The following is a 25,648-nucleotide window of genomic DNA, read 5'->3' as shown; positions in this document are numbered from 1 at the left end:
GGCAAAGCTCCTTGTGCTCAGAAGTCGTAACGGGCGGTGGCGCCCACGGTGCGCGGGGTGCCCAGCACGCCGGCATAGCCGCCGTTGGCGGAGTTCCACAGGCTGGTGAAGTAGGTCTTGTCGCCGGCGTTCTTCACCCACAGCGACAGGTCGAGCACGCCGTCGCCCTGGTCCAGGCGCACGCCGGTGGACAGGTTGACGATGGCGTAGCTGGGGATCTGGCCGTAGTCGGAGTCGTCGATGGTGCCGACGGCCCTGGAGCGGAAGGCGTAGCTGGCAGTGACGTAGGGCTCGATACGCTCGGTCAGCTGCCACTTGTACTGGCCGTTGAGGTTGGCGATGTACTTGGAGGCGCCGACGACCTGGTGGCCGGACAGATCGCAAGTGGCGGCGGCATTGGCCAGGCTCACCTCCGGCGGGCACGGTGCGTCGTCGTACTCGGTGTAGCGCACGTCGTTCCACGAGCCATTGAAATTCACGGTCAGCCCGCGGACCGGCAGGGCCGTGGCCTCGAACTCCAGGCCCCGCGAGCGCACGCTGCCGGCGTTGGCCAGGTACTGCACGCGGTTGGCCTCGTCATAGACGTTGGCCTGGTAGCCGTGCACTTCGGTCCAGAACAGGTTGGTGTTGAGCTGCAGGCGGTTGTCCAGCAGCGTGCTCTTGATGCCGAGTTCGGCGTTGTTGGCGCGTTCGGTACCCACCAGCAGCGAGTCTGTGCCCAGCCTTGGTGCGGCGCCGACGGTGAGGTTGACGCCGCCGGACTTCTCGCCGTGGGACAGGCTGGCATAACCCAGCACCGCGTCGCTGAAGCGGTAGCTCAGGCTGAGCAGCCCGGAAGGGGCGAAGCTGTACTGGTTGAGGTCACCTGAATCGTAGGCCCCCACCCTGCCCTGGCGAGCCACGGCCGCCGCACCGGTAACGGCCGCGCCGCCGGACGGCGCGTCGCGGGTCACCCAGGCGCTTTTCTCTTCGTAGGTGCCACGCACCCCGGCGGTGAAATCCAGGCGCTCGGTCAGGTGCCAAGTGCCCTGGGCGAACAACGCGTAGCTGTCGGTATCGATGTGGCCGTTGCCGATTGTGGTGACGTTGGCCAGGGCGCCAGCCGGGGTCAGGTTCCAGATGTCGGCTTGCGGTCCGTTGTAGGTGAACGATTTGTTGTCCAGGTCCTGCTTGAAGTAGTAGGCCCCGAGTACATAGTCGAAGAAGCCGCCGGTGGGCGAAGCCAGGCGGATTTCCTGGGAGTACTGCTTGTCCCGCACCGAAACCCCGGCGCTGTGGAACACCGGCACGTTGAGGCCGTCGTCGTTGCGCGGCGTGAAGTCCCACCAGCGGTAGGCGGTGATCGAGGTGAGGGTGAAGTCGTTGGGCAGGGTCCAGTTGGCTTCCACCGAAGTACCGCCCTGGAACACCTTGACCATCTGGTCGGCGTCGAAGTTGACCTTGCGATCCTTGCCCGACACCAGGGTCGCGCCGGCCTGGGCGGCCAGGCTCTCATAGCGGTTCACGCCATTGATGGTCGGCCCGGTGCTGTACAGGCTGAGGATGCCGTTGTCGGAGTTCTCTTCGTTGTATTCGCCGATCCAGCGCAGATTGAAGGTTTCGCTGGGCTTGAACAGCAACTGGGTGCGAAAGCCCTGGCGCTTGCCGCCGTTGAGATCGTGGCCGTTGTAGACGTTCTTCACATAGCCGTCGTCCTCGGTGTGATAAGCGCTGATGCGCCCGGCGAGGGTGTCGGTCAAAGGGCCGGAGAAACTGCCCTGGGTCTGCCAGTAGCCATCCTCGCCCAGCGATGACTGCACGCTGCCCTCCTGGTGGAAGGTTGGCTTGCGCGTGGTGATGTTGAGCACCCCGGCAGTGGTGTTCTTGCCGAACAGCGTCCCCTGCGGACCGCGCAGCACTTCCAGTTGCTCGACATCGAGCAGGTCGAACACCGCCATGCCCGGGCGGCCGAGGTAGACGTTGTCGAGGTAGATCCCGACGCTGCCTTCCAGGCCATCGCTGGCCGGGTTGTTGCCTAGGCCGCGGATGGAGATGCTCGATTGGCGGGCGTGCACATAGGCGACGTTGGTGCTCGGCACCAGTTGCTGCAAGTCCTGCACGCGGTAGATGCGCTGGGTCTCGAGGGTTTCGCTGCCCAGCACGCTGATCGGCGTGGGCACGCTCTGCGCGCTCTCTTCGCGTCGCCGGGCATTGACGGTGACCGTGCCGAGCTGGGCTTCCTGCGTCACGGCTGGGGCGGCGTTGGGCTCATCGGCGAAGCTGCTGCCGGAAGCGGCCAACAGCACTCCAGCCGCCAGGGGTTGCAGGGCGAACAACGAGGCGCGCGCGGGCCAACGGGAAAGTCGGGACATGCAGATGCTCCTTGAGGCAAGGGCCCAGGCGAGCATTTCCGTTGGCGGAACCGAATCGCGGTCAGGCTGGCTTATATTCTTTTAAGAGATATAAATATTTGTAATTCATATTTTGTGGAATAAGAGACTCCCTTTATAAGGTTCCCAACCCTTCCCAGCAATTGCATTCCACCGAAAGTTTCCATGTAGAAAATGCATATCGACCTGCGCCAGCTCCGCCACTTCATCGCCCTTGTCGAGCACCGCAGCTTCGTCGCCGCGGCGGCTGCGGTGAACCTTTCGCAATCGGCTTTCAGCCGCAGCATCCAGACGCTGGAGCACAACGTCGGCTGCCGCCTGGTCGACCGCGCCAGCAAGGAACTGGCGCCGACCCGCCAGGGCCTGCTGGTGCTGGAGCATTCGCGGCGCCTGGTGCATGGGGCGCACAACCTGGTCAACGAGATCAACCAGTTCAACGGCGCCACCACCGGCGTGGTGCGCTTTGGTTCGGGGCCGGCGCCAGCCGGCGGGCTGGTGCCGCGGGCGGTTGCACGCTTCGTCGCCGAGTACCCGGCAGCGCGCACCTGCTTCCAGGTGGACAATTGGCAGGCCTTGAACCGCCGGCTGATCGCCGAGGAGATCGAGTTCTTCGTCGCCGACACCCGCCAGTTCGAAGCCGACCCGGATTACCAGGTGCACAAGCTCACGCCACAACGCTGGCATTTCTGCTGCCGCGCCGGGCATCCGCTGACCGTGCGTGGCGAAGTGCGGGCGCAGGACCTGTTCGACTATCCGCTGGCGACCACCTTCCGCCCGCCGAATATCCGCAAGATCCTCAGCGACCTCAGTGGGCGGCAAGACTTCCTGCCCAGCGTGGAATGCGAGCATGGCTATGCGCTGCTCAATGTGGTGCTGCACTCGGACACCATCGGCATTGCCTGCAGCGCGAACCTGCGTCCGTACGAAGGGCTGGTGGCGCTCAAGCTGGCGGACCTGGCACCGGAACAGGAAGAGGCGTTCTACACCCGCTATGGGGTGGTGAGCCGGGTGGGGTATGGCTTGTCGGCGCTGGCGCAGGGATTGGTGAGGCAGTTGGTGGCCTGTGACGCCGAGTTGTAGCAAACAGGGGCCGCTTTGCGGCCCCAGCGGTCTCAGCCCTTGCGCGTGGTCCGGCTCAGTTGCCCATCCACCCCCACCGGCACCTCGCCAGCCAGGGTCACGCGGCGCACGATGCGCGGCTGCGTACCGTAGTCATCCACCGCATAGTGCTGCGTTGCACGGTTGTCCCAGATCGCCACGTCCCCGGCTTGCCAACGCCAGCGCACGGTATTTTCCAGGCGTGTCACATGCCCCTGCAGTACCGCGAACAGATGCTGTGAGTCGGCCAGCGAATAGCCCTTGATGCGTTTGACGAAATGCCCCAGTTGCAGCACGCGCTCGCCACTGACCGGATGCACGCGCACCACCGGGTGCTCGGTCTCGTACACCGTCGAAGTGAACACCTTGCGATAGCGCTCCAGCTTGGCCGGATCGACATCCGGTTTCACGCTGGCGTAGTCGTACTCGTTGCTGTGCACCGCCCACAGCTGGTCGGCCAGGGCACGCAGCGGTTCGGGCAGTTCCTGGTAGGCCGCAGCGGTGTTGGCCCACACCGTGTCGCCACCGGAGGCCGGGGCCACCACGCTGCGCAGGATCGAGGCCTTGGGGTAGGCATCGACGAAGGTCACGTCGGTGTGCCAGGAGTTGGCCCGCTGCCCCTCGGCGCCATCGAGCTGGAGCAGGTAGCTGGTGCCGTCGACCACAGGCACCGTGGGGTGGGCGATGGGGTCGCCGAGCCGTTGGGCGAAGGCTTCCTGGCCGACGTCGTCCAGATGCTCCTGGCCACGGAAGAAGATCACCTTGTGCTGCACCAGCGCCGCCTGGATGGCGTCGACAGTGGCCGGATCAAGGTCGGCGGACAGCTTGATACCGCGAATCTCGGCGCCGATGCGCCCGGCAACGGGGTGGATATCGAGTTCGAGGGTTTGCGGCGCGGTGGCCAGTGCGGCGTTGCTCATGGTCGTGCTCCTCAGGGTTGTTGTCGGGTCAGCGGGCGGCCTGGATGGCCTGGTCCTGTTGCAGGGCGTGATTGATGAAGCGTGGTTCGACCCAGTCGGCCACCTGGAAACCACGGCGGATCAGGCGCTCCTTGGCGGCCAGGTCGACGCCCTGTTGCAGCAGGCCGACGAAGCCGGCGTCCAGGCGTGGGTCGAAGTATTCGGCAAGGTTTTCCTCGGCCAGGTCGTCGCGCAGGATCGACTTCGGCCAGTTGGCGGTATTGGCCACGAGGTCCACATAGGCCTCGCGGTTACGCTCATCGCGCAGCCACTTCGCCGCCTGTTCCTGGGCATTGACCAGGCGCTGCACCAGGTCAGGGTGCTGGCGAATGAACGCGCCGGTGCCGAGCAACACCGCTTGAGTACTGCCGGCCCCTTGCAGGTTGCGTGAGTTGACCGGCAACTCGACCAAGCCCCGCTCGCGCAGCGACAACAGGTTGGACAGGCCCCAGGTGGCGTCGATCTGCTTGGCGGCCAGGGCGGCATTGGCAGCGTTGAAGTCGAGGTTGATCACTTTCAGTTCACGCTCGGACAGCCCCTGGCTGGCCAGGGCACTGGCGAACGACAGCTGGTTAGCGGTGCCGCGGAACACTGCCACGCGCTTGCCCTTGAGATCCTGCAGGCTGTGGATGCCCGAGCCCGGGACTACGCCGAGGTAGCTCTTCACACCGCGCACCCCTGCCGACAGCACGCGGGTGTCGAGGCCGCTGGCCTTGCCGATGATCGCGGCCAGGTCGCCCAGGTAGGCGAAGTCCGCCTGGCCGTTGGCCAGGGCTTCGTTGACCACGGGGCCTGCGCCCTTGAAGAAGCGCCAGTCGATGCGGATGCCGTCCTTGGCAAACTCTTTCTCCAGCAGTTGCTGGTCGCGCAGCACGTCCACCACGCCGCCGGCGCTGGGCTTGCTGCCGGCGCTGAGGTCGGGCACGGCGATACGGATCACATCCGGCTGGGCGGCATGCGCTGCCACGGGCACGGCACTCAACAAGGCGGCGAGCAACGGGCTGAGCAGGTGGCGGAAGGTGGTTCTCATGGCAAGGCTCCTTGGCAGGCTGCCACCGGCGATGGCCGGCGCTATGGGCCAGAAGCTAGGCAGGTCCGGTTAGAACCTACAAAGATCAAAACTTCATTTTTTAGTAACCAGAAGACATAAACCAGACGCCATGCGGGCCTGCGACGGGCTTGCAGGAAACGCATGGAAAATATGAGGAAAACGCAACGGGACGGGGCTTTCGCATGCACCGGCCGCATGCTCTTATCTCTTGAATGCAATTTATGTGAATTTTTAATTCCATAAACGAATAAACAAGGAACGGTTTGGGAGATGCCCCGATGAGCGAAGTCTTGAGCGCAAGTCTGCGGCGCCTGTGGGTGCCGCTACGCAGCCCTTTCGCGACGCAAGGCCGCTTCTACCTGCCGTGGATCGTGCCATTGGCGGTGGCGGCCTTGTGGGTCGTCGCCAACCGTGAGCACTGGATGAGCGAACAGATCCTGCCCGCCCCCGCGCTGGTCTGGCAGAGTACGCTGGAGTTCGGCTCCGGCGAACTCTGGGTCCACCTGTGGATAAGTCTGCAACGCCTGATCTGGGGGCTGCTGGCAGGGATCGCCAGCGGCCTGCTGTTGGGCACCTGGCTGGGCGGATCGCGACGGGCGCAGACGCTGGTGCTGCCCACCTTCGTCGCCCTGGCGCAAATCCCGACCTTGGCCTGGATCCCGCTGTTCATGCTGTTCTTCGGCATCGGCGAGCTGCTTAAGCTGGTGGTGCTGGTCAAGGCGGTGGTGGTGCCGGTCACGCTGCACACCCTGGTCGGCGTGCGCGACGCCCAACCCAAACTGCGCGAGGCCGCCGCCGTCCTGCGCCTGCCTCCTCACCTGCTGTTCCTGCGCCTGTTGCTGCCCGCCGCGCTGCCGGCGTTTCTCGCCGGTGTGCGACTGGCCCTGGCCACTGGCTGGACCTCGCTGCTGGCTGTGGAACTGCTGGCCTCCAGCGAAGGCATCGGCTACCTGATGGTCTGGGGGCGGCAGTTGTTCATGCTCGACCTGGTGTTCCTCTGCATTCTGCTGATCGGCCTGGTCGGCGCACTGATGGATCGCGGCTTCTCGCGCCTGGAACGCAGCCTGTTGCACTGGCCACAACCGGCCACTGGCGAGCAGTTGCGCGGCCAGGTGCCACACGGCTGGCAAAGCCTGCTGCTGCCAGCGGGGCTGTTGCTGCTGTGGCAGGCCGCCAACAGCCTTGGCTGGGTCGATGCCAACATCCTCTCTTCACCGCTGGATGTGCTGCGCAGCCTGTACGCAGGCCTGCTCGACGGTTCGTTACCCGAGGCCCTGCGCCTGAGCCTGCAACGCACCCTGGCCGGTCTGTTGATCGGCGGTGGCGCGGGGTTCGCCTTGGGCCTGCTGCTGGGCCTGTCAGCCAACGCCGAGCGCCTGCTCGGCCCAAGCCTGTCGGCGTTGCGCCAGGTGGCGCTGTTCGCCTGGGTGCCGCTGCTGACCGCCTGGTTCGGCCTGGGTGAAGGCGCCAAGCTGGTGTTCGTCGCGCTGGCGGCGTTCTTCCCGCTGCTGATCGCCACCCAACGCGGCATCGCCAGCCTCCCGCCACAGCTGGGCGAGGCGGCGCAGGCCCTGCGCCTGGACCTGCCGCACCGGCTGCGTCTGCTGGTGTTGCCCGGCGCCGCCCCGGCGATCTTCGCCGGGCTGCGCCTGGCACTGATCTACGCCTGGCTCGGCACCATCGGCGCCGAGTACTTCATGCCTTCGGACGGCGGCATCGCCAGCCTGATGATCGGCGCCCAGCAATTATTTCGCATGGACCAGGTGATGGCCGCCATGGTCCTGATCGGCCTGGTCGGCGCCCTGCTCGGCCACCTCGGCCAACGCCTCGAATCGCGCGCCACGCGCTGGAGATCCGTATGAATGCCTTCATCACCCCGGCCCTGCACGCGGCCAACCAAGCTGATGCCACACCGCCGCTGGTCAGCTTCGAGAAAGTCGGCAAGACCTTCAGCGTCGACGGCCAGCCGTTCGAAGCCATTCGCGACTTCGACCTGTCGATCGAACAGGGCGAATTCATCGCCATCGTCGGCTCGTCTGGCTGCGGCAAGTCCACCCTGCTGCGCCTGCTGGTGGGCCTGGACAACGACTACAGCGGCCAGATCCGCGTCGATGGCCAGCCGGTCAACGGCATCGGCGGTGAACGCGGCATCGTGTTCCAGGAGCACCGCCTGTTTCCCTGGCTGACGGTGGCGCAGAACATCGGCCTGGGGTTGGTCAATGAAAAGCTCACCCAGGGCGAGCGCGCCCGTCGGGTGCATGAATTCGTGCACTTGGTGGGGCTGGTCGGTTTCGAATCGGCCTACCCGCACCAGCTGTCCGGCGGCATGGCCCAGCGCGTGGCCATCGCCCGCGGCCTGGTGGCCAGCCCACGGATCCTGCTACTGGACGAACCCTTCGGCGCCCTCGACGCGCTGACTCGCCAACAACTGCAAGACGAACTGCTGGCGATTCGCGAGCGTTCGGGGATCACCATCCTGCTGGTCACCCACGATGCCGAGGAGGCGACCTACCTGGCCGACCGCGTGGTGGTGCTGGAGCCGAGGCCGGGGCGGATCAAGGCGGTGGTGGAAATCGACCTGCCGCACCCGCGCCCGCGTACCGGCGTAGCCTTGCATGGGCTGCGGGAGAAAGTACTGCAGCAGATCACTGGCCACACAGGCGTCCTGCCCTGCCATGGCCAACGGATGGAGGGTTTGAGGCCTGAGTTGATCGCCCTCTGAAGTAACAGCAGAACCGAAAATGCATCGATATGCATTTATGCATTATTTTCCTTGATCATATAGCTGTATGCATATACAGTTGTGTTGCTGAAGGAGATTTCCCGCCACTTTTGACCGGGCGAACCCTTCTGGTAATTTTCATCAAGGAAAAGGTTTTCATGGCAGAAAAGAACATCCTCGTTAACCGCGGTATTCCACCAGGCAGCAGCAGTGGTGCATCGCACTTTGGAAACGGCTGGAACAACCGCAGCTATAACCTCGACATGACCAGAGGCGCCGGTGCTGGTCTCTCCGCCACAGTCACCGTAGACGGTGCCCCCGTGGGCTCCAGTCAAGCAGTCGCGCAGAACCCTTTCTATCTGATGCAAAGTGCATTGGAGGAGTCCTTGGGTGAAGGCCGAGGCTGGCTTCCATACGATGCCTACCCCGACCTGGGCATGGATTTCTGGGGCACGGTCCCGTACCAGCTCTACGAAACCCGCCGGGAGATGGCCGGCACGTTTGATCGCAAACGCAATCAACAACTCAACTCGCTGAAAGCAGAGATGGACGCCGCAGGTGTGTCGGACTCAAGCATCGACCTCATCAATCGGTCGCTCAAATTTGTCCAGAACAAGCTCTCGCAGTGGGAAGACGCGCTTGCTGCGAGTGTCGCCAAACTTATGGAGAACCCTGCCAGGGACTATCTGGAGCGCTCTATCAACGACATCATGGCGGACCTGAAGCGTATCGGCGAAGACGGTGCGCCCTCCGCCCTCGACCAGGAACTGGCCGGATTCCGCGACGCTTGCCAAACCGCCAACGACATGGCAATTCGCGATTCCCTCGCCGAACAGAACGCCCGATTGGCGGATGCTCGCAGCATGCAGCAGGCCCTTGCCCAGGCCAAGTGGCTGGCAAGGTTGTCCAATCAGGAGAAAGCGCGTGAACTGGCACGACAGCCGCTGTTCGACCGAGACTTCCTGAGTGACAAGGAAGGTGGCCTGCAGACGAGCGGCTATGTGCCAATGGTTGCTGGCAAACCGGCGGGCACCTCGGGTGTAACCCTGGGAACTGGCGTGGACCTCGGAAGCAAGACCAGCGACTCCTTGCTGGCCGATGGTGTTCCTCCGAGCCTGGTGGCAATTCTGGGAGAGTACACCGGGCTGCGCGGCCAACAGGCGGTGAGCAAGTTGAAGAACAAGCCACTGACAATCACCGAAACCCAGGCCAAGGAACTGAGCGACGTGTACTTCGACAAATTGTCGTCGGCAGTGGAACGACGCTTCAACAACGCGGCCGGGGCCGACAAGTTCCGCAACATTTCCTACAACACGCGGACGGCCATCATCGACTTGTCGTTCCAGTACAGTGACAACCTGCCAGCCCGCACACCGAAGGCCTGGCAAATGATGCTCGACGGGAACTGGACAGGGTTGATCCAGGAGTTGAACAATTTCGGCGACGCCTATCCGTCCCGCCGCAAGTCCGAGGCCCAACTGATCCAACAGGATATCGACCTGGGTTTGTTGCGCTGAAAACCAGCCTGCACCTTGGCTAACCCACGGTGCAGGCCTCAACCCTTGGATACAGTGCAGGCTGGCGAGGCTGGCAGCGTATTTATCACAACGTAATGACCCGACTGGTTGCGCCTGACCTGCAGATGCGATGCTGCCAAATAGCTACCCTGCAGATTCTGATCCACAAAGCAGACCGTGGTGCTGTCATCACTCACCACGAGCACGGTGACGCCGTAGAGCCAGCTCCCTTCCGTATCCCTGGCCAGGTACGCCCCTGGACTCCCAGATGCCCTTTCATAAATACGGTAAGGCGTCTGATCCAGTGTTGTGCCTTTCGGGTAGTGCGCTGGTCGCAACGAGTTGTCGAAGGAGTTCACCTCCAGATTCTGGAGAATGCTCAGCGCCAACTTGTCCAAAGCCTCCGCCGATGAGCTACCCGCCAGGGCCATGCTGCTGAAAATCCAGAGCACACTAGCTGATATTGCTCCCGCCCCGCGTTTCATTGCTACCCCTCCTCACTCGGTCAAATCTCAGCCCACTCATAGAGTTGGCGCAGGTACATCGCTGGCATTTCGACATCCTGGGAAGGTTTTGGCAATGCCGTTCGCCCCTGGAAAAACACCCTCATATCAAGGCGATGGACGCCACCAACGCAGATGGGTATCATGCGCCCCGTTGCACTCGTAGCTCAGCTGGATAGAGTACTGCCCTCCGAAGGCAGGGGTCGTGGGTTCGAATCCCGCCGAGTGCGCCATGACTTCGCGCTGCCACCCGTGTGTTTTCACCGATGGCGGCAAACAAAAGCCCCGCTCAGATCACTCTGGCGGGGCTTTTGCGTTTCCGGACCTCAGCCCTGCACGATGATCTGGCCTTGCAGGTCCCTGACCATGGTTTCAATGACCGGCTTCATCGCCTTGAACTCTTCAGGCGTGCACACCGCCTTCGGATGCTTGAACTGCATGCGCCGCTCGACCACCACGGCATTGCCATCGCGAGTGTAAAGGGCGCTGTAGTCGAAGCTGCCTTCCTTCACGGCAACGGCCTTGGGCGTCGCCAGGACAGTGACTTCGGCAGGGAACTCGAAGCGCGCCTTCTCCACCGTTTCGTTGGAAATGCAGACGAAGCCCTGGGTGCGTTCGTTTTCGGCGGCAAAGCCATAGACCATCTGCGAGATACCGCCGACCAGGCTGCTCAGTGCCGGAAGCCCCACTGGGCCTGGCAGGTTCACCAGGTTCTCGGTATGACCCTCGACCTGGCTGTGGAAGTGCTCCGGCGCCACCGATGGCTGGATCAGGATCTTGCCGCTGCCCCGCTGGCCGTAGGCATTGAGCACCTGCTCGACCATGCGATCGAGGTCGGCCGGTTTCATCGACTTGGCGCCATAGCGGTTGACCTCGCTGGCCCAACCCTCGATCGTCGAAGCACCGGTGAAGTCCGCGGCGCCCGTGCCCTTGACCTTGAACAGCATCTCACCGACCTGCTTGCCGAACTGGGAAGCCGGGGTCTTGCCGAATTCGCCCGAGGCGGTCAGCAGCGTGGTCTTGTCCAGGTCCATAAGCGGCAGGTAGCCAGCGGCCACAGACGGATCGGTCGAGTCCAGGTACAGGTCCAGGCTCGGTACGTAGGTCAGCACATGGTTGAGCACGCCCAGCGTCGGCACCTTGGGCAGGTGGTAGGCATTACCGAGGTTGATCAGGGCAGGCGAGCTTTCAATGGCCGCAGCCTTGAGCAATGCCTCGAGCAGGGCGACATGGTCCTTGCAGTCGCCATAGCGGTTGTCCAGCACGCTCTGCGCCGAATGCGGAACCACCCCGCCGGCACCGACATAGACCGCTACGTAGCGGATGTTCTCACGTACCCAGTCGCTGAGCTTGAGCGCCTTGGCCCGAGCATCGGGCAGGTTAGCCGTCAACTGCTCGGCCAGTGCGGCGATGGCGGGCGTCACTTCCACGCCTGCGCGCGCCTGGTAGCTGGCGGCAAGCCCTGCGTAATCCTTGAAGGTCGACACCGCGAGGTACTGGCCGTAGTCCAGGTAGGACACGGCGCTCGCCTCGATCCTGGCTCTGTCGGCGGGCACGAAGTCCCAGCGGTAGACCTTGCGACCCTTGCCGGCCTTGGGCGAGGACGCCTTGAAGCCACGGGCATCAGCGTACAGCGGCAGATCCGCCGGCAGGTCGTAGATCAGCGAGAACTGCTCCACGGGGTGGAAATCCGGGCCGGTGAGGTCCTCGAAGTGGCCGGGGAACAACGCAGTGTTGCGATGGCGCTTGTAACGCAGCACCAGGCGATCGCCGACGGCCACTTCGGGGAAGATCACCACCTTGACCCGGGAGTCCTGGAACATCGGCGCGTAGGTGGACGCCTGCTCCTGCTGCTCCTTGATCTGCGAGGCATCGACCATCACCTTGCGCCCGTCGGGCTTCTGGGTGAAGGCTTCGTCGACCTCCAGGGTTTCGTAAGAGCGGTTGTAGCTCAGCGGCTGCTGGGCCTTGGCCTGGATGGCCCGCTCTTCGTTGATGCGCGAGACCGACTCGACCGCCACCTGGAAGCTGCCGTCGGTCTGCACGGTGAAGGTCTGCACGACCTTTTCCAGGGTGACAGAGTGGTCGGTGCCATCGTCCCGGGCCTGGGCGGGCGTGATGAAGGCAAGGGTGAAGGCCAGCACCCCGGCCAGGGGTGCAAGGTAAGACGTGAACATGAGGATCCTTCTCTCGTAAAACGGGTTATTACAAAAAACGCTAATGATACGCATTTTTGTCATAAAGCTGCAGGCCGCGCCGTAGATGAAAGCTTGCACATTTGTGCGGAAATACACATTGCCACCTCTCCCGCGCCAGTAGTCATTGGTGATAGCGTGGGCATCTTCCGTTTGCGTAAACGGTCACCCTCCCCCCTTGCAAAGGAATGCGCACACCCATGCCATTTACCAAGCTATCCGCCGCATCGCTCCTGCTGGCCAGCGTGGCCATGTTCTCGATCCCGGCCCAGGCCAACCTCTCCCAGCAGCAGTCCGCCGCCATCATCAAGGCCTACGACGGCAGCGATCCGGCCGACTTCAAGCAGTTCCTCGGCAAGCTGGCCGGCAGCGACCTGGCCAAGGCCGACAAGCTCGACGACACCCTCAAGCTGTACCTGGCCGGCAAGCCGCTGGCGGCCGAGCAGCAGGACGAGATCAACCGCCTGCTGGGCCTGTACACCCGCATCAAGTACGGCAAGGCCGCCAAGGAGACCCTGCGCGAGCTGGTAGAGATCCCGACCGTTCGCAAAGAAGGTGTGCCGCAGCACGAGAACCCGGAGTTCCTCAAGATCGCCGACAAGATCAAGGCCCTGGCCGAGGGCTTCGGCCTGCAGTTCCGTAATATCGACAACCGCGTCTACGAGATCACCCTCGGCGAGGGCAAGGAAGTCATCGGTATCCACGCCCATGCCGACGTGGTGCCGGTCACCCCGGAAAACTGGAAGCTCAAGGACGGCACCAAGCTCGACCCGTTCAAGGTCACCCTGGTGGGCGACCGCATGTACGGCCGCGGCACCGAGGACGACAAGAACGGCATCGTCGTCGCGCTCTACGCGCTGAAAGTAGCCAAGGACGAAAAGCTGCCGCTGGCGCGCCAGTTCAAGCTGCTGGTGGACACCACCGAGGAAACCACCGGTGATGCCATCCCCTACTACTTCGAACGCAACGCCACCCCCGACTACAACCTGGCGCTGGACGGCGGCTACCCGGTAGTGATCGCCGAGAAGGGCTATGGCACCGTCATGGCTACCTTCGCCAAGCGTGCCGGTGATGGCAAAGGCGCCGAGGTGATCAACCTCACCGGCGGCCTGGCCACCAACCAGATCCCCGGCAGCTCGGTGGCGACATTGACCGGCGACAAGCCGGCCGACCTGGCCAAGGCGCTGAACAAGGCCGGCGCGACCTACGCCAAACGCCATGGCGGCGACTTCAGCATCGACGCCAAGGTCGACGGCAAGCAGGTGCTGCTGACCGTGACCGGCGTGTCGGCGCACTCCTCCGAGCCCGAGTCCGGGGTCAACCCGGTGGCGCGCATGCTCGACTTCCTCAACGGCCTGGGCAAGGACGTGCCGCTCAAGCACAACCACATCACCGACGCCGCCCGCTACGCCGCCGACAACTGGGGCCTGGACTACCTGGGCAACAAGCTTGGCGTGGGCTTCAAGGACGACTTCATGGGCCCGCTGACCACCTCGCTGACCTTCGTCGGCCTGGATGACAAGGCGCTGAAGCTGGCGGTGAACCTGCGCATTCCCAAAGGCAAGTCGCTCGACACCCTCAAAGGTGAGATTTCCGGCAAGCTCGACAGCTGGGTTGCCAAGAGCCAGACCAAGGTGGCCTTCGACTACAGCATGGACGAGCCGATGTACCGCAACCCCGAGGGCGAGTGGGTCAAGGCCCTGCTGGCCGTGGCCAGCGAGAACCTGGGCATGAAGCACGAGTACGGCACCTCCGCCGGCGCCACCTCGGTGCACGACCTGCCCAACGGCGTGCAGTTCGGCCTGGCCATGCCGGATGTGAAGTACACCGGGCACAACGACAACGAGTTCAAGACCGTGGAGCAGTTCATGCTCGACCTGCAGATCGTCAGCGAGATGGTGGCGCGGATCGGGCAGATGCCGAAGCTTTGATGATTCACCCGGGGCCGCATTGCGGCCCTTTGCCACGATGACGTTTTTCAATCACCTCGATGCCGTTTCCTGCATTGCCGTGCAGAGCGCCGTGCCGGATGCTTTATTTACTCCGACACCGCGCTTTTTCACCCACCGAGGCCCGTATGAAGAACGTCGAACAAATCCTCAAAGCCAAGTCCCAGCACCAGACCGTCTACACCATCAGCCCTGATGACTCGGTGCTGGATGCCTTGAAGCTGCTGGCGGAGAAGAACGTCGGTGCATTGCCGGTGATGGAAAACGACCAGGTCGTAGGTATCGTCAGCGAGCGCGACTATGCCCGCAAACTGGTGCTCAAGGGACGCTCATCGGCTGCCACGCCGGTACGGGAAATCATGAGTTCGCCGGTAGTCACCGTTGAGCCCAAGCAGAACCTCGAGTACTGCATGAACCTGATGACCAACCGCCATCTGCGCCACCTGCCCGTAGTGGATAACGGTAAGCTGCTGGGGCTGTTGTCGATTGGCGACCTGGTGAAGGAAACCATCGCCGAGCAGGCCAACCTGATCCTGCAGCTCGAGCAATACATCCGCGGCGAATGATCCCGCCTAGTGGTAAGCGCGCTCCAGTTCGTCCAGCTGATGGTCGAAGCTGCGCAGGCGCGCCGACCAGGTGTACACCAGCACTTCCAGATCGCGATTGAGCACGGCGGTATTGCCGCCGTCGCGCACCGGGGCATCGCACAGGTCCAGCTGATAGCGCTCGCGGGCCATCGCCGTGGCCACGCTGGACAGGTCGCGGGCATTGGCCAGCCAGTGATGGTGGTGGTCGTGCACCTCACGGTCGAGTTCCCGGCACTGGCGCTTGAGGGCGTCGAGGCTTTGCTCCAACGGTGTGCCCTTGAGCTCACCCATCACCTCCTCGAAGGTGCGCCCGGAGTGCCAGTAGCTGCCCCAGAAGTAGCGGTCGAACACCGTCTCGACCCGGCGCAGGGCGACCTTGGTGTTCCAGATGGTCAGCAACGTTCGCCCCTGGGCCACCTCACGCTTGTTCAGGTGCAAATGCTGCCAGGCGATCCAGGCCAGGCCGCAGAGCGCCACCGCCGCGGTAACGGCGGCGGCGGCATAGAGAAACTGCACGGCCTGGTTCATCTGGTGGGTGTGCCGGATACCGTAGAAGTAGCCGGCGGTCAGGGTGCCCAGGATCGTCACGGTGCACCAGAATCCTGGTGCGTAGGGATCTTTCATTGCGCCATCCCCTCTTGTTTTACCTGAGCATAGCAACGGCCCGATCACCCATCAGGTGCCGCTCGGCGCTTTATTTGCGGGGGCGACGCAGTGCTTCGTTGAGTTGGTCGAAGGGTACCGCCCAATCGGCGTCCTCTATGATGCTTTCCTTCAAAAAGGTTCTTTGCGCCTCGGTCCAGAACGGTGCGTCCACCAGCTTGATCTCGTTCTTCAACGGCGAATGAGTGGTGATGAACTGGTCGATGCTGGTGGCATCGTCCGCCAGCCCCAATTGCTTGAACAGGTCGGCAAATGGATGGTTCGGTGCTTCCATGATTCCTCCTCGGGCCGGGCGGGTCGTCCACGACGCCAACCCGGCGTTGGTTGCGAGCATCAGCTCAATTCGCGCACTTCGGCGTGCGGCACCAGCTTCAAGTATTGCTCCATGCTCATGTGGATCAGATGATCGTGGTCACCTGCCTCGAGGTAGACATCGCCCTGGCGGGTAAGACTCCGGTCGAGCAGCATGGGAATGTTGTAGGCGTCGCCCAGGGCCGGGATGGCGCCGCGCTCGCAATCGCCGAACAGGCTCGGCAGGTTACTCTCGCGGGTCAGTTGCCAGGCGCCGGTCATGCGCACCTCGGTCATGTCCAGATGCCGGTTGGCCGGCAGCACAGCCATGATGAAGTTGCCATGGCGGTCATCGAGCATCACTGACTTGGCGACCCGCTCGGCGGGTACGCCGGCCGTGCGCGCCGACTCCAGGCTGGTGGCCGAATGGGGATGGGGAATGATGTCGTAGTCGCAGTTGGCCTGGTCCAGGCGCTGCTGAAGGGTCTTGGCCATACGCATGATGCACCTCCGGTTTTGCCCCCATCCTCAAGTTTAGGCCGTGGCCCGGCAGCCAAGGCTAAACTTCAAGGACAGGTCTGCATGAGGTGACGACAGGTGATCGCCCAGCGCTGGCGCATGCTGCTGTTGCTGTTGATCCTCGGCTTCGTGCCGAGCAGCCAGAGCGCGCCTGGCGCAAATGTATGGCTGTTGAGCGTCGATGATGCCATCGGCCCGGCCAGCGCCGACTATCTGCTGCGTGGACTGGACCAGGCGCAGGCACAAGGCGCGCAACTGGTGGTGATCCGCCTCGATACCCCCGGTGGGCTGGACAGCGCCATGCGCCAGATCATCAAGGCCATCCTGGCAAGCCCCGTGCCGGTGGCCACCTACGTAGCCCCGGGTGGCGCCAGGGCAGCCAGCGCCGGCACTTACATCCTCTACTCCAGCCATATCGCGGCCATGGCCCCGGGGACCAACCTCGGCGCCGCGACCCCAGTGCAGATCGGCGCTCCCGGCAAAGCTGAACAACCCGCCACGAACAGCGAAGAAGGCGCATTGGCACGCAAACAGGTCAATGACGCTGCGGCCTACATCCGTGGCCTGGCCCAGCTGCGCGGGCGCAACGCGGACTGGGCGGAGAAGGCGGTGCGCGAGGCCGTCAGCCTGTCGGCCAGCGAAGCTCAGCGCTTGCAGGTAATCGACCTGATTGCCAACGACCTCCCCGACCTGCTGCGCCAGCTCGATGGCAAGTCACTGCTCGTCGCAGGCCAGACTGTGCAACTGCGCACCCATGAGGCCAATGTGACCGAACACCTGCCGGACTGGCGCACCCGCCTGCTCGCAGTGATCACCAACCCCAGCGTGGCGCTGATCCTGATCATGATCGGCGTGTACGGCCTGCTGTTCGAATTCATGAACCCGGGCTCCGGGGTCGGCGGCGTGGTCGGCGGCATCTGCCTGTTGCTGGCGCTGTATGCCCTGCAACTGTTGCCGGTGAGCCATGCCGGGGTGGCGTTGATCCTGCTCGGGGTGGCGTTCATGGTCGCCGAGGCGTTCCTGCCCAGCTTCGGCGTGGTCGGCTTCGGCGGCATCGTCGCCTTCGTCGTCGGGGCGGTGATCCTGATGGACACCGATGCCCCCGGCTTCGGCATCCCGCTGGCGCTGATCATCAGCCTGGCGGTGCTCTCGGCACTGTTGCTCGGCGGCGTGCTGGGCATGGCGCTGAAAGCGCGCCGGCGCGCCCTGGTCAGCGGCGATGCCGGGCTGGTGGGCAGCCTGGTCACGGTGACGCAGGTGCGCACCGACAACCCGTTCTGCGGCTCGGTACAGGCCCAGGGCGAACAATGGCAGGTGCAGTGCGCGACACCGCTGCAACCTGGCCAGCACGTGCGGGTGACGGCCCGTCATGGCGTGACCCTGGAGGTCAGCGCCACTGCGCCCACGGCGCAAGGAGAGTAGCGATGTTCATGCAATTCGGTTTCAGCGCCGTGCTGGTGCTGCTGGCCATACTGCTGCTGTCGGCGCTGCGCATCCTGCGCGAGTACGAGCGCGGCGTGGTGTTCCAGCTCGGGCGCTTCTGGCAGGTCAAGGGCCCGGGCCTGATCATCCTGATTCCGGGGATCCAGCAGATGGTGCGCGTCGATCTGCGCACCGTGGTGCTCGATGTGCCGCCCCAGGACGTGATCACCCGCGACAACGTCTCGGTCAAGGTCAACGCCGTGCTGTACTTCCGCGTGCTCGACCCGCAGAAGGCAATCATCCAGGTCGAGGACTTTCTCGCCGCCACCAGCCAACTGGCCCAGACCACCTTGCGGGCGGTGCTCGGCAAGCACGAGCTGGACGAACTGCTGGCCGAGCGCGAACAGTTGAACTCGGATATCCGCGAAGTGCTGGACGCACAGACCGACGCCTGGGGCATCAAGGTGGCCAACGTCGAGATCAAGCACGTCGACCTGAACGAATCGATGATCCGCGCCATCGCCCGCCAGGCCGAGGCCGAGCGTGAACGACGGGCCAAGGTGATCCATGCCGAAGGTGAGTTGCAGGCGTCGGAGAAACTCATGCAGGCGGCGCAGATGCTGGGCAAGGAGCCGGGGGCTATGCAACTGCGCTACATGCAGACGCTGGGCTCGATTGCCGGGGACAAGAGCTCGACCATCGTGTTTCCGATGCCGATGGATCTGCTCAAGGGGCTGGTGGACAAGCAGCGCTGAAAACAATCGCGGGGCCAGTCGCATCGGCGCACCGCGATGATCATCGGACGTTCGAAATCAGAGCGGCGCCCGGCGCAGAGTGGCTAGGAATGTCGCCGCACCGATGAACAGCCCGGCAAAGGTACGATTCAGGCGCTTCTGCTGCTTCGGCGTACGCAACAGGCGCAGCACCCGCGAAGCCAGGCCGGTGTAACCCGCCATCACCAGCATGTCGACGCTGATCATGGTCACGGTGATCGCCACGTACTGGGGCAGCAACGCCTCGTGCGGGTTGATGAACTGCGGCAGCACCGCAAGCATGAACACCAGCGCCTTGGGGTTGCTGACGTTGACCAGGAAGCCACGGAATACCAGGCTCAGCGGCTTGCCGATAGGCCGCACGCCGGACTCGTCGCTCATGTCCATCGGCAGGGCTTGCCATTGCTTGTAGGCAAGGTAGACCAGGTAGGCGACACCGAACCATTTGATGACCTGGAAGGCCGTGGCGGAAGCGGCGAGGATGGCACCGACACCGGCGGCGATGACGGCGATCTGCACGATCAGGCCCAGTTGCAGGCCCAGGGCGTTCCAGTAACCACGCCAGAAACCGTATTGCAGCCCGCTGGACATCGAGGCGATCGCCCCGGCACCCGGCGACAGGCTGATCACCCAGCACGCGGCAAAGAAGGCCAACCACGTTTCCATCGACATCGCACACCTCGCTCGAACATTGTTGCAAAGCGTTAAGCTACGGTGCTGGCGAAAAAATGACCAGTAAATTCTGCGGCTTCAATCGGTTTCGATAGATTCCGGCTTGACCGCAGTGGTGGCGTCGGCGCCACGCCAACGGCGCACGGCTTTCTGGAAGAACTGGCTGTTGGGCACCTGCACCAAAGCGCCACCCGCTTCCGGCGTTTCCATCAGCGTGGTGTACAGCAGGTTGATGGCGATCACCCGGCCCTTCACCCCCGGTTTGTCGAGGGTGTCGACCAGCTCGACCACATCGCCGATACGAAACGGCCCGACGGTAAAGATCAGCACCGCGCACAGCAGGTTGGACAGCACGCTCCAGATAGCGAAGAACGCTACCGCCGCCACCGCGACGAAGCCCGACAGCGCGGTCCACAGCACCGTGGCCGATACACCCAGGCGCTCGAGCACGAACAGCAGCGCGCTGCCCATGATCAGCCAGCGCAAGGCGCCGCGCACCGGCACCATCAGTTCGTGTGGCAACGGGTAGCGCTCGCCCAGGCTTCTCAACCCGCGAGCGACCATGCGCTGCAGGACGAACGCGGCGATCAGGATCAGCAGAATCTGCAACCCCAGCCACATCGAGTCCATCCACTGCCCCGGCAACAGCGAGCGCAGTTCCTCCATCAGGACAGCGCCTCGAGTTCGGCCTGCATGCTTTCGAGGGTTTCCAGGGCTTCCATCCAGGCCTCCTCAAGCTCGCCTTCGCGTTGCTTGAGCTTGGTCTGGCGGGCCAGCAGGTCGCGCAGTTCGTCCTTGCGCGCGGCCTCGTACACGCCACCGTCGCCCAGGGCGGTCTCGACCTCGGCCAGGTCCTTGTGCACCTGGTTGAGCTCGGTCTCCAGCTTGTCGGCCGCCTTCTTGTGCGGCGCCAACTGCTGGCGCAGGGCCGCGGCCGCCTGGCGCTGGGCTTTCTTGTCGGTCTTGTCCGGGTTGGCCGGTGTGCTGCTCACCGGCGCGTTGCGCTGGCGGAACTCGACCAGCCAGCGGCTGTAGTCGTCCAGGTCGCCATCGAAGGTGTCGACCTTGCCGTCGGCCACCAGCAGGAAGTCGTTGGTGGTGCTCTTGAGCAGGTGACGGTCGTGGGAGACCACCACCACGGCACCCGCGAACTCCTGCAGCGCCATGGTCAGCGCCAGGCGCATCTCGAGGTCCAGGTGGTTGGTCGGTTCGTCGAGCAGCAGCAGGTTCGGCCGCTCCCAGGCAATCAGCGCCAGGGCCAGGCGGGCCTTCTCGCCACCGGAGAAGTTCACCACCGGCTCGTCGACCCGGTTGCCGTGGAAGTCGAAGCCGCCGAGGAAGTCACGCAGGGTCTGCTCACGCTCGCCCGGTGCGATGCGTTGCAGGTGCAGCAACGGGCTGGCCTTGTCGTCCAGCGAGTCGAGCTGATGCTGGGCGAAGTAGCCGACGGCGAGGTTTTCACCACGCACCAGGCGCCCGGACAATGGCTGCAGCTCACCGGCGAGGTTCTTGATCAGGGTCGACTTGCCCGCGCCGTTGGGGCCGAGCAGGCCGATGCGCGCACCCGGCGCCAGCTGCAGCTTGACCTTCTCGAGGATGGCCTTGTCGCCATAGCCCAGACGGCCTTCGGACAGGTCGAGCAGGGGGCTGGAGATCTTCTCCGACTCACGGAAGACGAAGTCGAAAGGCGAGTCGACGTGGGCCGCCGACAGCTCCTCCATGCGCTCCAGGGCCTTGATCCGGCTCTGCGCCTGGCGGGCCTTGGTGGCCTGGGCCTTGAAGCGGGCGATGTACTTTTCCATGTGCGCGCGCTGCGCCTGCTGCTTCTCGTAGGCCTGCTGCTGTTGCGCCAGACGTTCGGCGCGAGTCCGCTCGAAAGCGCTATAGCCGCCCTTGTAGAGATTGAGCTTGCGCTGCTCGACGTGCAGCACATGGTCGACCACGGCATCGAGGAAGTCGCGGTCGTGGGAGATCAACAGCAGCGTGCCCGGGTAGCCCTTGAGCCAATCCTCCAGCCAGAGGATGGCGTCGAGATCCAGGTGGTTGGTCGGCTCGTCGAGCAGCAGCAGGTCGGACGGGCACATCAGGGCCTGGGCCAGGTTCAGACGCATCCGCCAGCCACCTGAGAAGTCGCCGACGCGGCGGTCCATCTGCTCGTTGCTGAAGCCAAGGCCGGCCAGCAGCTTGCGGGCGCGGGCATCGGCGGTATAGCCGTCGGCACTGTCCAGTTCACTGTGCAGGCGCGCCAGGGCAGTGCCATCGTGAGCCAGTTCGGCGGCGGCCAGTTCGGCCTGGACCTTGCGCAGGCGCACGTCGCCATCGAGGACATAGTCCACGGCGATACGGTCGAGGGTATCGACCTCCTGGCGCATATGGGCGATACGCCAGTCGCCGGGCAGCTGGCAGTCACCGGCATCGGGCGACAGCTCGCCGCGCAGCAAGGCGAACAGGCTGGATTTGCCGGCACCGTTGGCACCGATCAGGCCGGCCTTGTGGCCGGTGTGCAGGGTCATCTCGGCGCCTTCTAGCAGGCGCTGGGGACCACGCTGTAAAGTGAGGTTCGATAGTCTGATCATGATGGTCGCGGAGTCTACCAGCTTCCCCGATCACTGGCGCGAGTGAAACCATGCACACCGACCTGTGGAATCATGCCCTGGCCCTCTATGCCCGGCCGGGTGTCGAGGCGGCCTGTCTGGCCCTCCAGGAACTGGGCGGCGATGTCTGCCTGCTGCTTTGCGGCACCTGGCTGCAGGCCCGCGGCATTGCCCCCGACGAACAACGGATTGCCACCCTGCTGGCGCTGTCCCGGCCCTGGCAGCGCGACGTTGTGATGCCGTTACGCGCCCTGCGCCGGCAATGGCGCGAACACGCGCTGGCCGACCCGCAACTGAGCGTGATGCGTGAGCAGGTGAAAGCTCTGGAACTGCAGGCTGAACGCACCTTGCTGGAGCGCCTGGAGGCGTTGGCGCGAGAGTGGCCGGCGCAAGCGGACGCGACGCCGGACTGGCTGGCCTGGCTAGTGCCAGAGCCGGCCAGGAACCACGACGCGCTGCATCAGCTGCGCGTCGCGGCCCGTGGGCTTCAGGACGCCGAAGTCGGCGACTGAGCCGGGGTGCCGGTGGCCGCAGGCGTGGTCGCGCCGGTCGCAGGCGCCGGGGTGGCGTTGGCGGTCGGAGTGGCTGGCTTGCTTTCGGCGGGCTTGGCTGGAGCTTTGGCAGCGGCTGGTTTGGCTGCTGGCTTGACTGCCGGTTTCGCGGCGGGCCGGGTTGCTGCGGGCTTGGCCGGAGCCTTGGCGGCAGCAGGCTTGGCCGCTGGTTTTGCCGCTGGTTTGGCGGCAGCGGTCTTCACGGGTGCCTTGGCAGCAGCCGGTTTGGCTGCCGGCTTCGCGGCGGCGGCTTTCGCTGGTGCCTTGGCGGCAACCGGTTTAGCCGCTGGCTTGGCAGCAGGTTTCGCGGCGGCAGTCTTCGCTGGTGCCTTGGCGGCAGCAGGTTTGGCCGCTGGCTTGGCGGCAGGCTTCGCAGCTGCAGTCTTCACCGGTGCCTTGGCGGCAGCCGGTTTGGCTGCTGGCTTGGCAGCAGGCTTCGCGGCGGCAGTCTTCGCCGGTGCCTTGGCGGCAGCAGGTTTGGCCGCTGGCTTGGCGGCAGGTTTCGCGGCGGCGGTCTTCGCCGGTGCCTTGGCGGCAGCAGGTTTGGCCGCTGGTTTGGCTGCAGGTTTCGCGGCGGCTTTCGGTGCCGCAGTACGCGAGTCCAAGGCCTTGGCGGCCGCCTCGCGCACCTTGCCGACACCCTGGGCCAGTTTCAGGCTTTCCTGGGCATCACGCTTGAGTTGCTGGATGTAAGTACGGGTCTGCGCCTGGCGATCCTTGAGCGAATCGAGCAAGTGTTCAAGTTCACCCGCGGCTTTTTGTGCCTTGCCTTGTGCCTTGGCTTTACCGGCCTTGGCGGCGTCCTGCAACTTCAGGCGGGCGTTGTGCAATTTCTCCTGGGCCTTGCCACGTTGTTTTTCCAACTTGGCCAAGAGTTTCTCGGCATCCGCCAGCGCTTGGGAGCAGGCATCTTCCAAATGTTCGAGCAGGCTGCCCGAAAGTTGCTGGAGCAGGTGCAACGGCGTACTTACTGGCTTCTTTTTGGCCGACATGGTTTACCTCCTGGCTGACGAGAGTGCGGCTCATACTATGCTTCTGCTGCTACCGCCGCTAGGGCATGTTGACAGTCTCAGTAGCGCCGCGTTGCATGCCTGGGCAAAGTTGTTGTCTTGCAGCTGGAAACAAGTGTAGTTGCCCATTAGTGCAGTGCCGATATTTACACATCTGGGGCCAACAACGCTGGCATACTTCGCGCTCATTGCCGCAGGAGACCTCCATGCCTCGTTATCTGATTCTCGGCCTGTGCCTGGTGACGCCGCTCTCCCTGGCCAATGCCGAGACCGACCCCGCCAACGACAGCGACCTGGCCTATAGCCTGGGCGCCAGCCTCGGTGAACGGCTGCGTCAGGAAGTACCCGGCCTGCAGCTCGACGCCCTGGTCGAAGGGCTGCGCCAGGCCTACCAGGGCGAGCCGCCACGGATTGCCAAGTCACGCATGCAGGCCATCCTCGAACAGCACGAAACACAAGCCAACGCCGCCGCCGAGCAGGCCCAGGTGGACAAGCTGGTGGAGGCCGAAAAACGCTTTATCGCGGGTGAGCGGGCCAAGGCCGGAGTACGTGAGTTGCCCGAGGGCGTTCTCTACAGCGAACTGGCCAGCGGCAGCGGTGCGCAGCCCAAGACCAATGGACGCGTGCAAGTACGGTATGTGGGCAAGCTGCCGGATGGCACGGTGTTCGACCAGAACCTGCAACCGCAGTGGTTCAAGCTGGACTCGGTGATCGAGGGCTGGCAGGTGGCGCTGCCACGAATGAAAGCGGGGGCCAAATGGCGCCTGGTGATCCCGTCGGCGCAAGCCTACGGCGCCGACGGTGCGGGTGACCTGATCGCACCCTATACCCCACTGGTGTTCGAGATCGAACTGCTGGACGTGGCCGACTGAATCAGGCCTGCACCGCGTCTTCTTGCTTGTGGGCGTTGTGCAACACCTCGATCAGGCAATCTTCCAGCTCGAAGCGCTCGTGCAGCAGGCCGCCGAGCTTGGCCAGCTTCTCGGCAAAACGCTCGGTATCCCTGCACTCGCCTTTCTCGCAATGGTCATTGAAAGCCAGGGCGATCTGGGTGCTGTCATCGATGCGTGGGTTGATCTGCTTTGCCAGTTCCAACGCACCGGTATCACCAAATGCCTTGGCTTCACTGACCAATTGCTCGCTGACTTCGAAATGCCAGGCCGAGACATAGTCCACCAGCACCGCGCAGAAATCGCGATTCTTCTCTTTGTCGGCAAACGCCGGCTTGGCATCGCGCAGGGCGCGGAAGGCTTGCACCAGCTCCTGGCGCTCCTCCAGCCAACGATCGATCAGCTTGTGAACACCGCCCCAGCGTTCCTGGGCGTTCTGGCAACTATCGAGCATGGCGATCTCTTCCCTTCTGGGTAGATGCCGCTGCACCTCGCGACACAACACCGTGGCACAAAGGTGACATCAGCAAACGGCATCGAGCAGTTGTATTTTCGGTATGCGTGCTGGGAGATTATTCCCGCGCGACCTGCCCATCAAGGTACGCAGCAGACTAAGTTCATACAAGCGTTTAATCCCTCTGCCGGCCACCACTGGTCGCGCAATGCCCGGCTCGTTGCGCTGGATCAAGCCACCGCGCCGTGGCGCAATCGATACACCACCAGCCACGACAGCGGTTGCGCGGCCAGCAACAGAAACGCCAGCAGGCTCCATTCGGGCAGGGTCAGGTCGAGAAAGCTCCAGTTGATCGACACGCAGTCCGGGCTGCCCAGCAGGAAGGTTCGCAGGATCTCGCCCCATGGGCGCTCCATCAGGTGCGCCAGCGGCAGATGGCAACCGCTGACAGGCAACGGCTCGGCCTGCAACCAGACATGCCGACCGGCCAGCAATGCGCCGGCGACCGAGAACCCCAAGGCCAACCAGGCATGCAAGCGCTGCTGACCGGCGTGGATGACCGCGGCCAGGCAAGCCAGTGCATAGAGCCCCAGCATCAGCCGCTGGCTGAAGCACAGCGCGCAAGGGTCGAGGCCGACCACGTTCTCGAGGCGAAACGACGCCACCAGCACAGCGACGGCGGCCAGGAAGGCGGGAAAGAAAAAGCTGCGCAGGCAGGCCAGCGACATGGGCGAAGGTGATCCGAAAAGAAGAGATGTGGTTTGAAACGGTAGAGGAAAGGGGCGCTTTGTATCAAGTCGCTACAGCACAGACAAGTCGCTGAATGGATAGGGAATCATTTTCACGGGAAGTGGGAACA

At 63.9% G+C, this 25,648-nt stretch carries 24 protein-coding genes and 1 tRNA gene; 11 read left to right on the top strand and 14 right to left on the bottom strand.

Features of this window, described 5'->3' with window-relative positions:
• Positions 1 to 17: 17 nt before the first annotated feature.
• Complete coding sequence (locus AAHK21_RS14550) at positions 18 to 2,351, bottom strand: TonB-dependent receptor (protein WP_367857602.1); 2,334 nt, start codon at positions 2,349 to 2,351, stop codon at positions 18 to 20.
• A 192-nt stretch (positions 2,352 to 2,543) separates the two neighbouring features.
• Here AAHK21_RS14550 and AAHK21_RS14545 point away from each other — a divergent pair, with 192 nt between their 5' ends.
• Complete coding sequence (locus AAHK21_RS14545) at positions 2,544 to 3,449, top strand: LysR family transcriptional regulator (RefSeq protein WP_367857601.1); 906 nt, start codon at positions 2,544 to 2,546, stop codon at positions 3,447 to 3,449.
• 32 nt (positions 3,450 to 3,481) lie between these two features.
• Here AAHK21_RS14545 and AAHK21_RS14540 read toward each other — a convergent pair whose 3' ends face one another.
• Both AAHK21_RS14540 and AAHK21_RS14535 read right to left on the bottom strand, forming a co-directional pair.
• The gene (locus AAHK21_RS14540) at positions 3,482 to 4,387 is read right to left on the bottom strand and encodes a TauD/TfdA dioxygenase family protein (protein WP_367857600.1); all 906 of its coding nucleotides are present in this window, start codon (positions 4,385 to 4,387) and stop codon (positions 3,482 to 3,484) included.
• A 28-nt stretch (positions 4,388 to 4,415) separates the two neighbouring features.
• Positions 4,416 to 5,456 carry an ABC transporter substrate-binding protein gene (locus tag AAHK21_RS14535; protein WP_367857599.1) on the bottom strand — a complete coding sequence of 347 codons (1,041 nt, stop codon included), beginning with the start codon at positions 5,454 to 5,456 and terminating at the stop codon, positions 4,416 to 4,418.
• A gap of 299 nt (positions 5,457 to 5,755) precedes the next feature.
• Between AAHK21_RS14535 and AAHK21_RS14530 the strand changes: the two genes are divergently transcribed.
• From AAHK21_RS14530 to AAHK21_RS14520, 3 genes are all read left to right on the top strand, one after another.
• The gene (locus AAHK21_RS14530; protein WP_367857598.1) at positions 5,756 to 7,339 is read left to right on the top strand and encodes an ABC transporter permease; all 1,584 of its coding nucleotides are present in this window, start codon (positions 5,756 to 5,758) and stop codon (positions 7,337 to 7,339) included.
• Positions 7,336 to 8,199: an ABC transporter ATP-binding protein gene (locus AAHK21_RS14525; protein WP_367857597.1), complete on the top strand. Its 864-nt coding sequence runs from the start codon at positions 7,336 to 7,338 to the stop codon at positions 8,197 to 8,199. Before AAHK21_RS14530 ends, AAHK21_RS14525 begins: the two co-directional genes overlap by 4 nt.
• 158 nt (positions 8,200 to 8,357) lie before the next feature.
• On the top strand, positions 8,358 to 9,716 hold the full coding sequence (locus AAHK21_RS14520; RefSeq protein ID WP_367857596.1) for a pesticin C-terminus-like muramidase: 1,359 nt from the start codon (positions 8,358 to 8,360) through the stop codon (positions 9,714 to 9,716).
• A 38-nt stretch (positions 9,717 to 9,754) separates the two neighbouring features.
• Here the strand turns inward: AAHK21_RS14520 and AAHK21_RS14515 are convergent, their stop codons facing one another.
• Entirely contained in the window at positions 9,755 to 10,201 is a 447-nt protein-coding gene (locus AAHK21_RS14515) for a hypothetical protein (protein ID WP_367857595.1), read from the bottom strand.
• Positions 10,202 to 10,375: 174 nt separating this feature from the next.
• Here AAHK21_RS14515 and AAHK21_RS14510 point away from each other — a divergent pair.
• Positions 10,376 to 10,452 (top strand) — tRNA-Arg (locus AAHK21_RS14510).
• A 93-nt stretch (positions 10,453 to 10,545) separates the two neighbouring features.
• Here the strand turns inward: AAHK21_RS14510 and AAHK21_RS14505 are convergent.
• A complete protein-coding gene (locus tag AAHK21_RS14505; RefSeq protein WP_367857594.1) occupies positions 10,546 to 12,396 on the bottom strand; it encodes a DUF3857 domain-containing transglutaminase family protein in 1,851 nt (616 codons plus the stop codon).
• 218 nt (positions 12,397 to 12,614) lie between these two features.
• Here AAHK21_RS14505 and AAHK21_RS14500 point away from each other — a divergent pair, with 218 nt between their 5' ends.
• Together AAHK21_RS14500 and AAHK21_RS14495 are read left to right on the top strand one after the other, a co-directional pair.
• Positions 12,615 to 14,345 carry a dipeptidase gene (locus AAHK21_RS14500; protein WP_367857593.1) on the top strand — a complete coding sequence of 577 codons (1,731 nt, stop codon included), beginning with the start codon at positions 12,615 to 12,617 and terminating at the stop codon, positions 14,343 to 14,345.
• 146 nt (positions 14,346 to 14,491) lie between these two features.
• Positions 14,492 to 14,929, top strand: a complete 438-nt coding sequence (locus AAHK21_RS14495; protein WP_023629224.1) for a CBS domain-containing protein — start codon at positions 14,492 to 14,494, stop codon at positions 14,927 to 14,929.
• Positions 14,930 to 14,935: 6 nt separating this feature from the next.
• On the opposite strand, the gene AAHK21_RS14490 is transcribed toward AAHK21_RS14495, so the two are convergent.
• The 3 genes from AAHK21_RS14490 to AAHK21_RS14480 all read right to left on the bottom strand — a co-directional run bounded on the left by AAHK21_RS14490 (position 14,936) and on the right by AAHK21_RS14480 (position 16,405).
• Positions 14,936 to 15,574 carry a hypothetical protein gene (locus AAHK21_RS14490; RefSeq protein ID WP_023629225.1) on the bottom strand — a complete coding sequence of 213 codons (639 nt, stop codon included), beginning with the start codon at positions 15,572 to 15,574 and terminating at the stop codon, positions 14,936 to 14,938.
• Between the two features lie 70 nt (positions 15,575 to 15,644).
• Positions 15,645 to 15,887, bottom strand: coding sequence for a DUF2789 domain-containing protein (locus tag AAHK21_RS14485; RefSeq protein WP_023629226.1), 243 nt, complete (start codon positions 15,885 to 15,887; stop codon positions 15,645 to 15,647).
• Positions 15,888 to 15,946: 59 nt separating this feature from the next.
• Positions 15,947 to 16,405 carry an aminoacyl-tRNA deacylase gene (locus AAHK21_RS14480; protein ID WP_023629227.1) on the bottom strand — a complete coding sequence of 153 codons (459 nt, stop codon included), beginning with the start codon at positions 16,403 to 16,405 and terminating at the stop codon, positions 15,947 to 15,949.
• Between the two features lie 96 nt (positions 16,406 to 16,501).
• Here AAHK21_RS14480 and AAHK21_RS14475 point away from each other — a divergent pair, with 96 nt between their 5' ends.
• Positions 16,502 to 17,845 carry a nodulation protein NfeD gene (locus AAHK21_RS14475; RefSeq protein ID WP_367857592.1) on the top strand — a complete coding sequence of 448 codons (1,344 nt, stop codon included), beginning with the start codon at positions 16,502 to 16,504 and terminating at the stop codon, positions 17,843 to 17,845.
• 2 nt (positions 17,846 to 17,847) lie between these two features.
• Complete coding sequence (locus tag AAHK21_RS14470) at positions 17,848 to 18,600, top strand: slipin family protein (protein ID WP_046853696.1); 753 nt, start codon at positions 17,848 to 17,850, stop codon at positions 18,598 to 18,600.
• A gap of 57 nt (positions 18,601 to 18,657) precedes the next feature.
• On the opposite strand, the gene AAHK21_RS14465 is transcribed toward AAHK21_RS14470, so the two are convergent.
• The 3 genes from AAHK21_RS14465 to AAHK21_RS14455 all read right to left on the bottom strand — a co-directional run bounded on the left by AAHK21_RS14465 (position 18,658) and on the right by AAHK21_RS14455 (position 21,866).
• A complete protein-coding gene (locus tag AAHK21_RS14465; RefSeq protein ID WP_367857591.1) occupies positions 18,658 to 19,290 on the bottom strand; it encodes a LysE family transporter in 633 nt (210 codons plus the stop codon).
• 78 nt (positions 19,291 to 19,368) lie between these two features.
• Positions 19,369 to 19,956, bottom strand: coding sequence for a mechanosensitive ion channel domain-containing protein (locus AAHK21_RS14460; RefSeq protein ID WP_367857590.1), 588 nt, complete (start codon positions 19,954 to 19,956; stop codon positions 19,369 to 19,371).
• Positions 19,956 to 21,866: an ATP-binding cassette domain-containing protein gene (locus AAHK21_RS14455; protein ID WP_367857589.1), complete on the bottom strand. Its 1,911-nt coding sequence runs from the start codon at positions 21,864 to 21,866 to the stop codon at positions 19,956 to 19,958. Before AAHK21_RS14455 ends, AAHK21_RS14460 begins: the two co-directional genes overlap by 1 nt.
• 50 nt (positions 21,867 to 21,916) lie before the next feature.
• Here AAHK21_RS14455 and AAHK21_RS14450 point away from each other — a divergent pair, with 50 nt between their 5' ends.
• On the top strand, positions 21,917 to 22,396 hold the full coding sequence (locus AAHK21_RS14450; protein WP_367857588.1) for a TIGR02444 family protein: 480 nt from the start codon (positions 21,917 to 21,919) through the stop codon (positions 22,394 to 22,396).
• Here AAHK21_RS14450 and AAHK21_RS14445 read toward each other — a convergent pair.
• Positions 22,372 to 23,427, bottom strand: coding sequence for an AlgP family protein (locus tag AAHK21_RS14445; RefSeq protein WP_367857587.1), 1,056 nt, complete (start codon positions 23,425 to 23,427; stop codon positions 22,372 to 22,374). The genes AAHK21_RS14450 and AAHK21_RS14445 overlap by 25 nt on opposite strands.
• Before the next feature lie 224 nt (positions 23,428 to 23,651).
• Between AAHK21_RS14445 and AAHK21_RS14440 the strand changes: the two genes are divergently transcribed.
• Positions 23,652 to 24,317, top strand: coding sequence for an FKBP-type peptidyl-prolyl cis-trans isomerase (locus AAHK21_RS14440; RefSeq protein ID WP_367857586.1), 666 nt, complete (start codon positions 23,652 to 23,654; stop codon positions 24,315 to 24,317).
• Between the two features lies 1 nt (position 24,318).
• On the opposite strand, the gene AAHK21_RS14435 is transcribed toward AAHK21_RS14440, so the two are convergent.
• Complete coding sequence (locus AAHK21_RS14435; RefSeq protein ID WP_046853690.1) at positions 24,319 to 24,789, bottom strand: Rsd/AlgQ family anti-sigma factor; 471 nt, start codon at positions 24,787 to 24,789, stop codon at positions 24,319 to 24,321.
• 230 nt (positions 24,790 to 25,019) lie between these two features.
• Entirely contained in the window at positions 25,020 to 25,517 is a 498-nt protein-coding gene (locus AAHK21_RS14430) for a disulfide bond formation protein B (RefSeq protein WP_046853689.1), read from the bottom strand.
• Positions 25,518 to 25,648: the final 131 nt, after the last annotated feature.

This window comes from Pseudomonas sp. TE50-2 (genome assembly GCF_040813665.1).
In the GTDB taxonomy this organism is placed as follows: domain Bacteria; phylum Pseudomonadota; class Gammaproteobacteria; order Pseudomonadales; family Pseudomonadaceae; genus Aquipseudomonas; species Aquipseudomonas soli.
Note: the sequence above shows the minus strand (reverse complement) of the source record. Positions and strands in the feature narration are given on the sequence as shown.

Bases quoted from the DNA above. Each gene is read 5' to 3' on its own strand.
- AAHK21_RS14550 (WP_367857602.1), bottom strand. From the start codon at position 2,351: ATGTCCCGACTTTCCCGTTGGCCCGCGCGCGCCTCGTTGTTCGCCCTG.
- AAHK21_RS14545 (WP_367857601.1), top strand. From the start codon at position 2,544: ATGCATATCGACCTGCGCCAGCTCCGCCACTTCATCGCCCTTGTCGAG.
- AAHK21_RS14540 (WP_367857600.1), bottom strand. From the start codon at position 4,387: ATGAGCAACGCCGCACTGGCCACCGCGCCGCAAACCCTCGAACTCGAT.
- AAHK21_RS14535 (WP_367857599.1), bottom strand. From the start codon at position 5,456: ATGAGAACCACCTTCCGCCACCTGCTCAGCCCGTTGCTCGCCGCCTTG.
- AAHK21_RS14530 (WP_367857598.1), top strand. From the start codon at position 5,756: ATGAGCGAAGTCTTGAGCGCAAGTCTGCGGCGCCTGTGGGTGCCGCTA.
- AAHK21_RS14525 (WP_367857597.1), top strand. From the start codon at position 7,336: ATGAATGCCTTCATCACCCCGGCCCTGCACGCGGCCAACCAAGCTGAT.
- AAHK21_RS14520 (WP_367857596.1), top strand. From the start codon at position 8,358: ATGGCAGAAAAGAACATCCTCGTTAACCGCGGTATTCCACCAGGCAGC.
- AAHK21_RS14515 (WP_367857595.1), bottom strand. From the start codon at position 10,201: ATGAAACGCGGGGCGGGAGCAATATCAGCTAGTGTGCTCTGGATTTTC.
- AAHK21_RS14505 (WP_367857594.1), bottom strand. From the start codon at position 12,396: ATGTTCACGTCTTACCTTGCACCCCTGGCCGGGGTGCTGGCCTTCACC.
- AAHK21_RS14500 (WP_367857593.1), top strand. From the start codon at position 12,615: ATGCCATTTACCAAGCTATCCGCCGCATCGCTCCTGCTGGCCAGCGTG.
- AAHK21_RS14495 (WP_023629224.1), top strand. From the start codon at position 14,492: ATGAAGAACGTCGAACAAATCCTCAAAGCCAAGTCCCAGCACCAGACC.
- AAHK21_RS14490 (WP_023629225.1), bottom strand. From the start codon at position 15,574: ATGAAAGATCCCTACGCACCAGGATTCTGGTGCACCGTGACGATCCTG.
- AAHK21_RS14485 (WP_023629226.1), bottom strand. From the start codon at position 15,887: ATGGAAGCACCGAACCATCCATTTGCCGACCTGTTCAAGCAATTGGGG.
- AAHK21_RS14480 (WP_023629227.1), bottom strand. From the start codon at position 16,405: ATGCGTATGGCCAAGACCCTTCAGCAGCGCCTGGACCAGGCCAACTGC.
- AAHK21_RS14470 (WP_046853696.1), top strand. From the start codon at position 17,848: ATGTTCATGCAATTCGGTTTCAGCGCCGTGCTGGTGCTGCTGGCCATA.
- AAHK21_RS14465 (WP_367857591.1), bottom strand. From the start codon at position 19,290: ATGTCGATGGAAACGTGGTTGGCCTTCTTTGCCGCGTGCTGGGTGATC.
- AAHK21_RS14460 (WP_367857590.1), bottom strand. From the start codon at position 19,956: ATGGAGGAACTGCGCTCGCTGTTGCCGGGGCAGTGGATGGACTCGATG.
- AAHK21_RS14455 (WP_367857589.1), bottom strand. From the start codon at position 21,866: ATGATCAGACTATCGAACCTCACTTTACAGCGTGGTCCCCAGCGCCTG.
- AAHK21_RS14450 (WP_367857588.1), top strand. From the start codon at position 21,917: ATGCACACCGACCTGTGGAATCATGCCCTGGCCCTCTATGCCCGGCCG.
- AAHK21_RS14445 (WP_367857587.1), bottom strand. From the start codon at position 23,427: ATGTCGGCCAAAAAGAAGCCAGTAAGTACGCCGTTGCACCTGCTCCAG.
- AAHK21_RS14440 (WP_367857586.1), top strand. From the start codon at position 23,652: ATGCCTCGTTATCTGATTCTCGGCCTGTGCCTGGTGACGCCGCTCTCC.
- AAHK21_RS14435 (WP_046853690.1), bottom strand. From the start codon at position 24,789: ATGCTCGATAGTTGCCAGAACGCCCAGGAACGCTGGGGCGGTGTTCAC.
- AAHK21_RS14430 (WP_046853689.1), bottom strand. From the start codon at position 25,517: ATGTCGCTGGCCTGCCTGCGCAGCTTTTTCTTTCCCGCCTTCCTGGCC.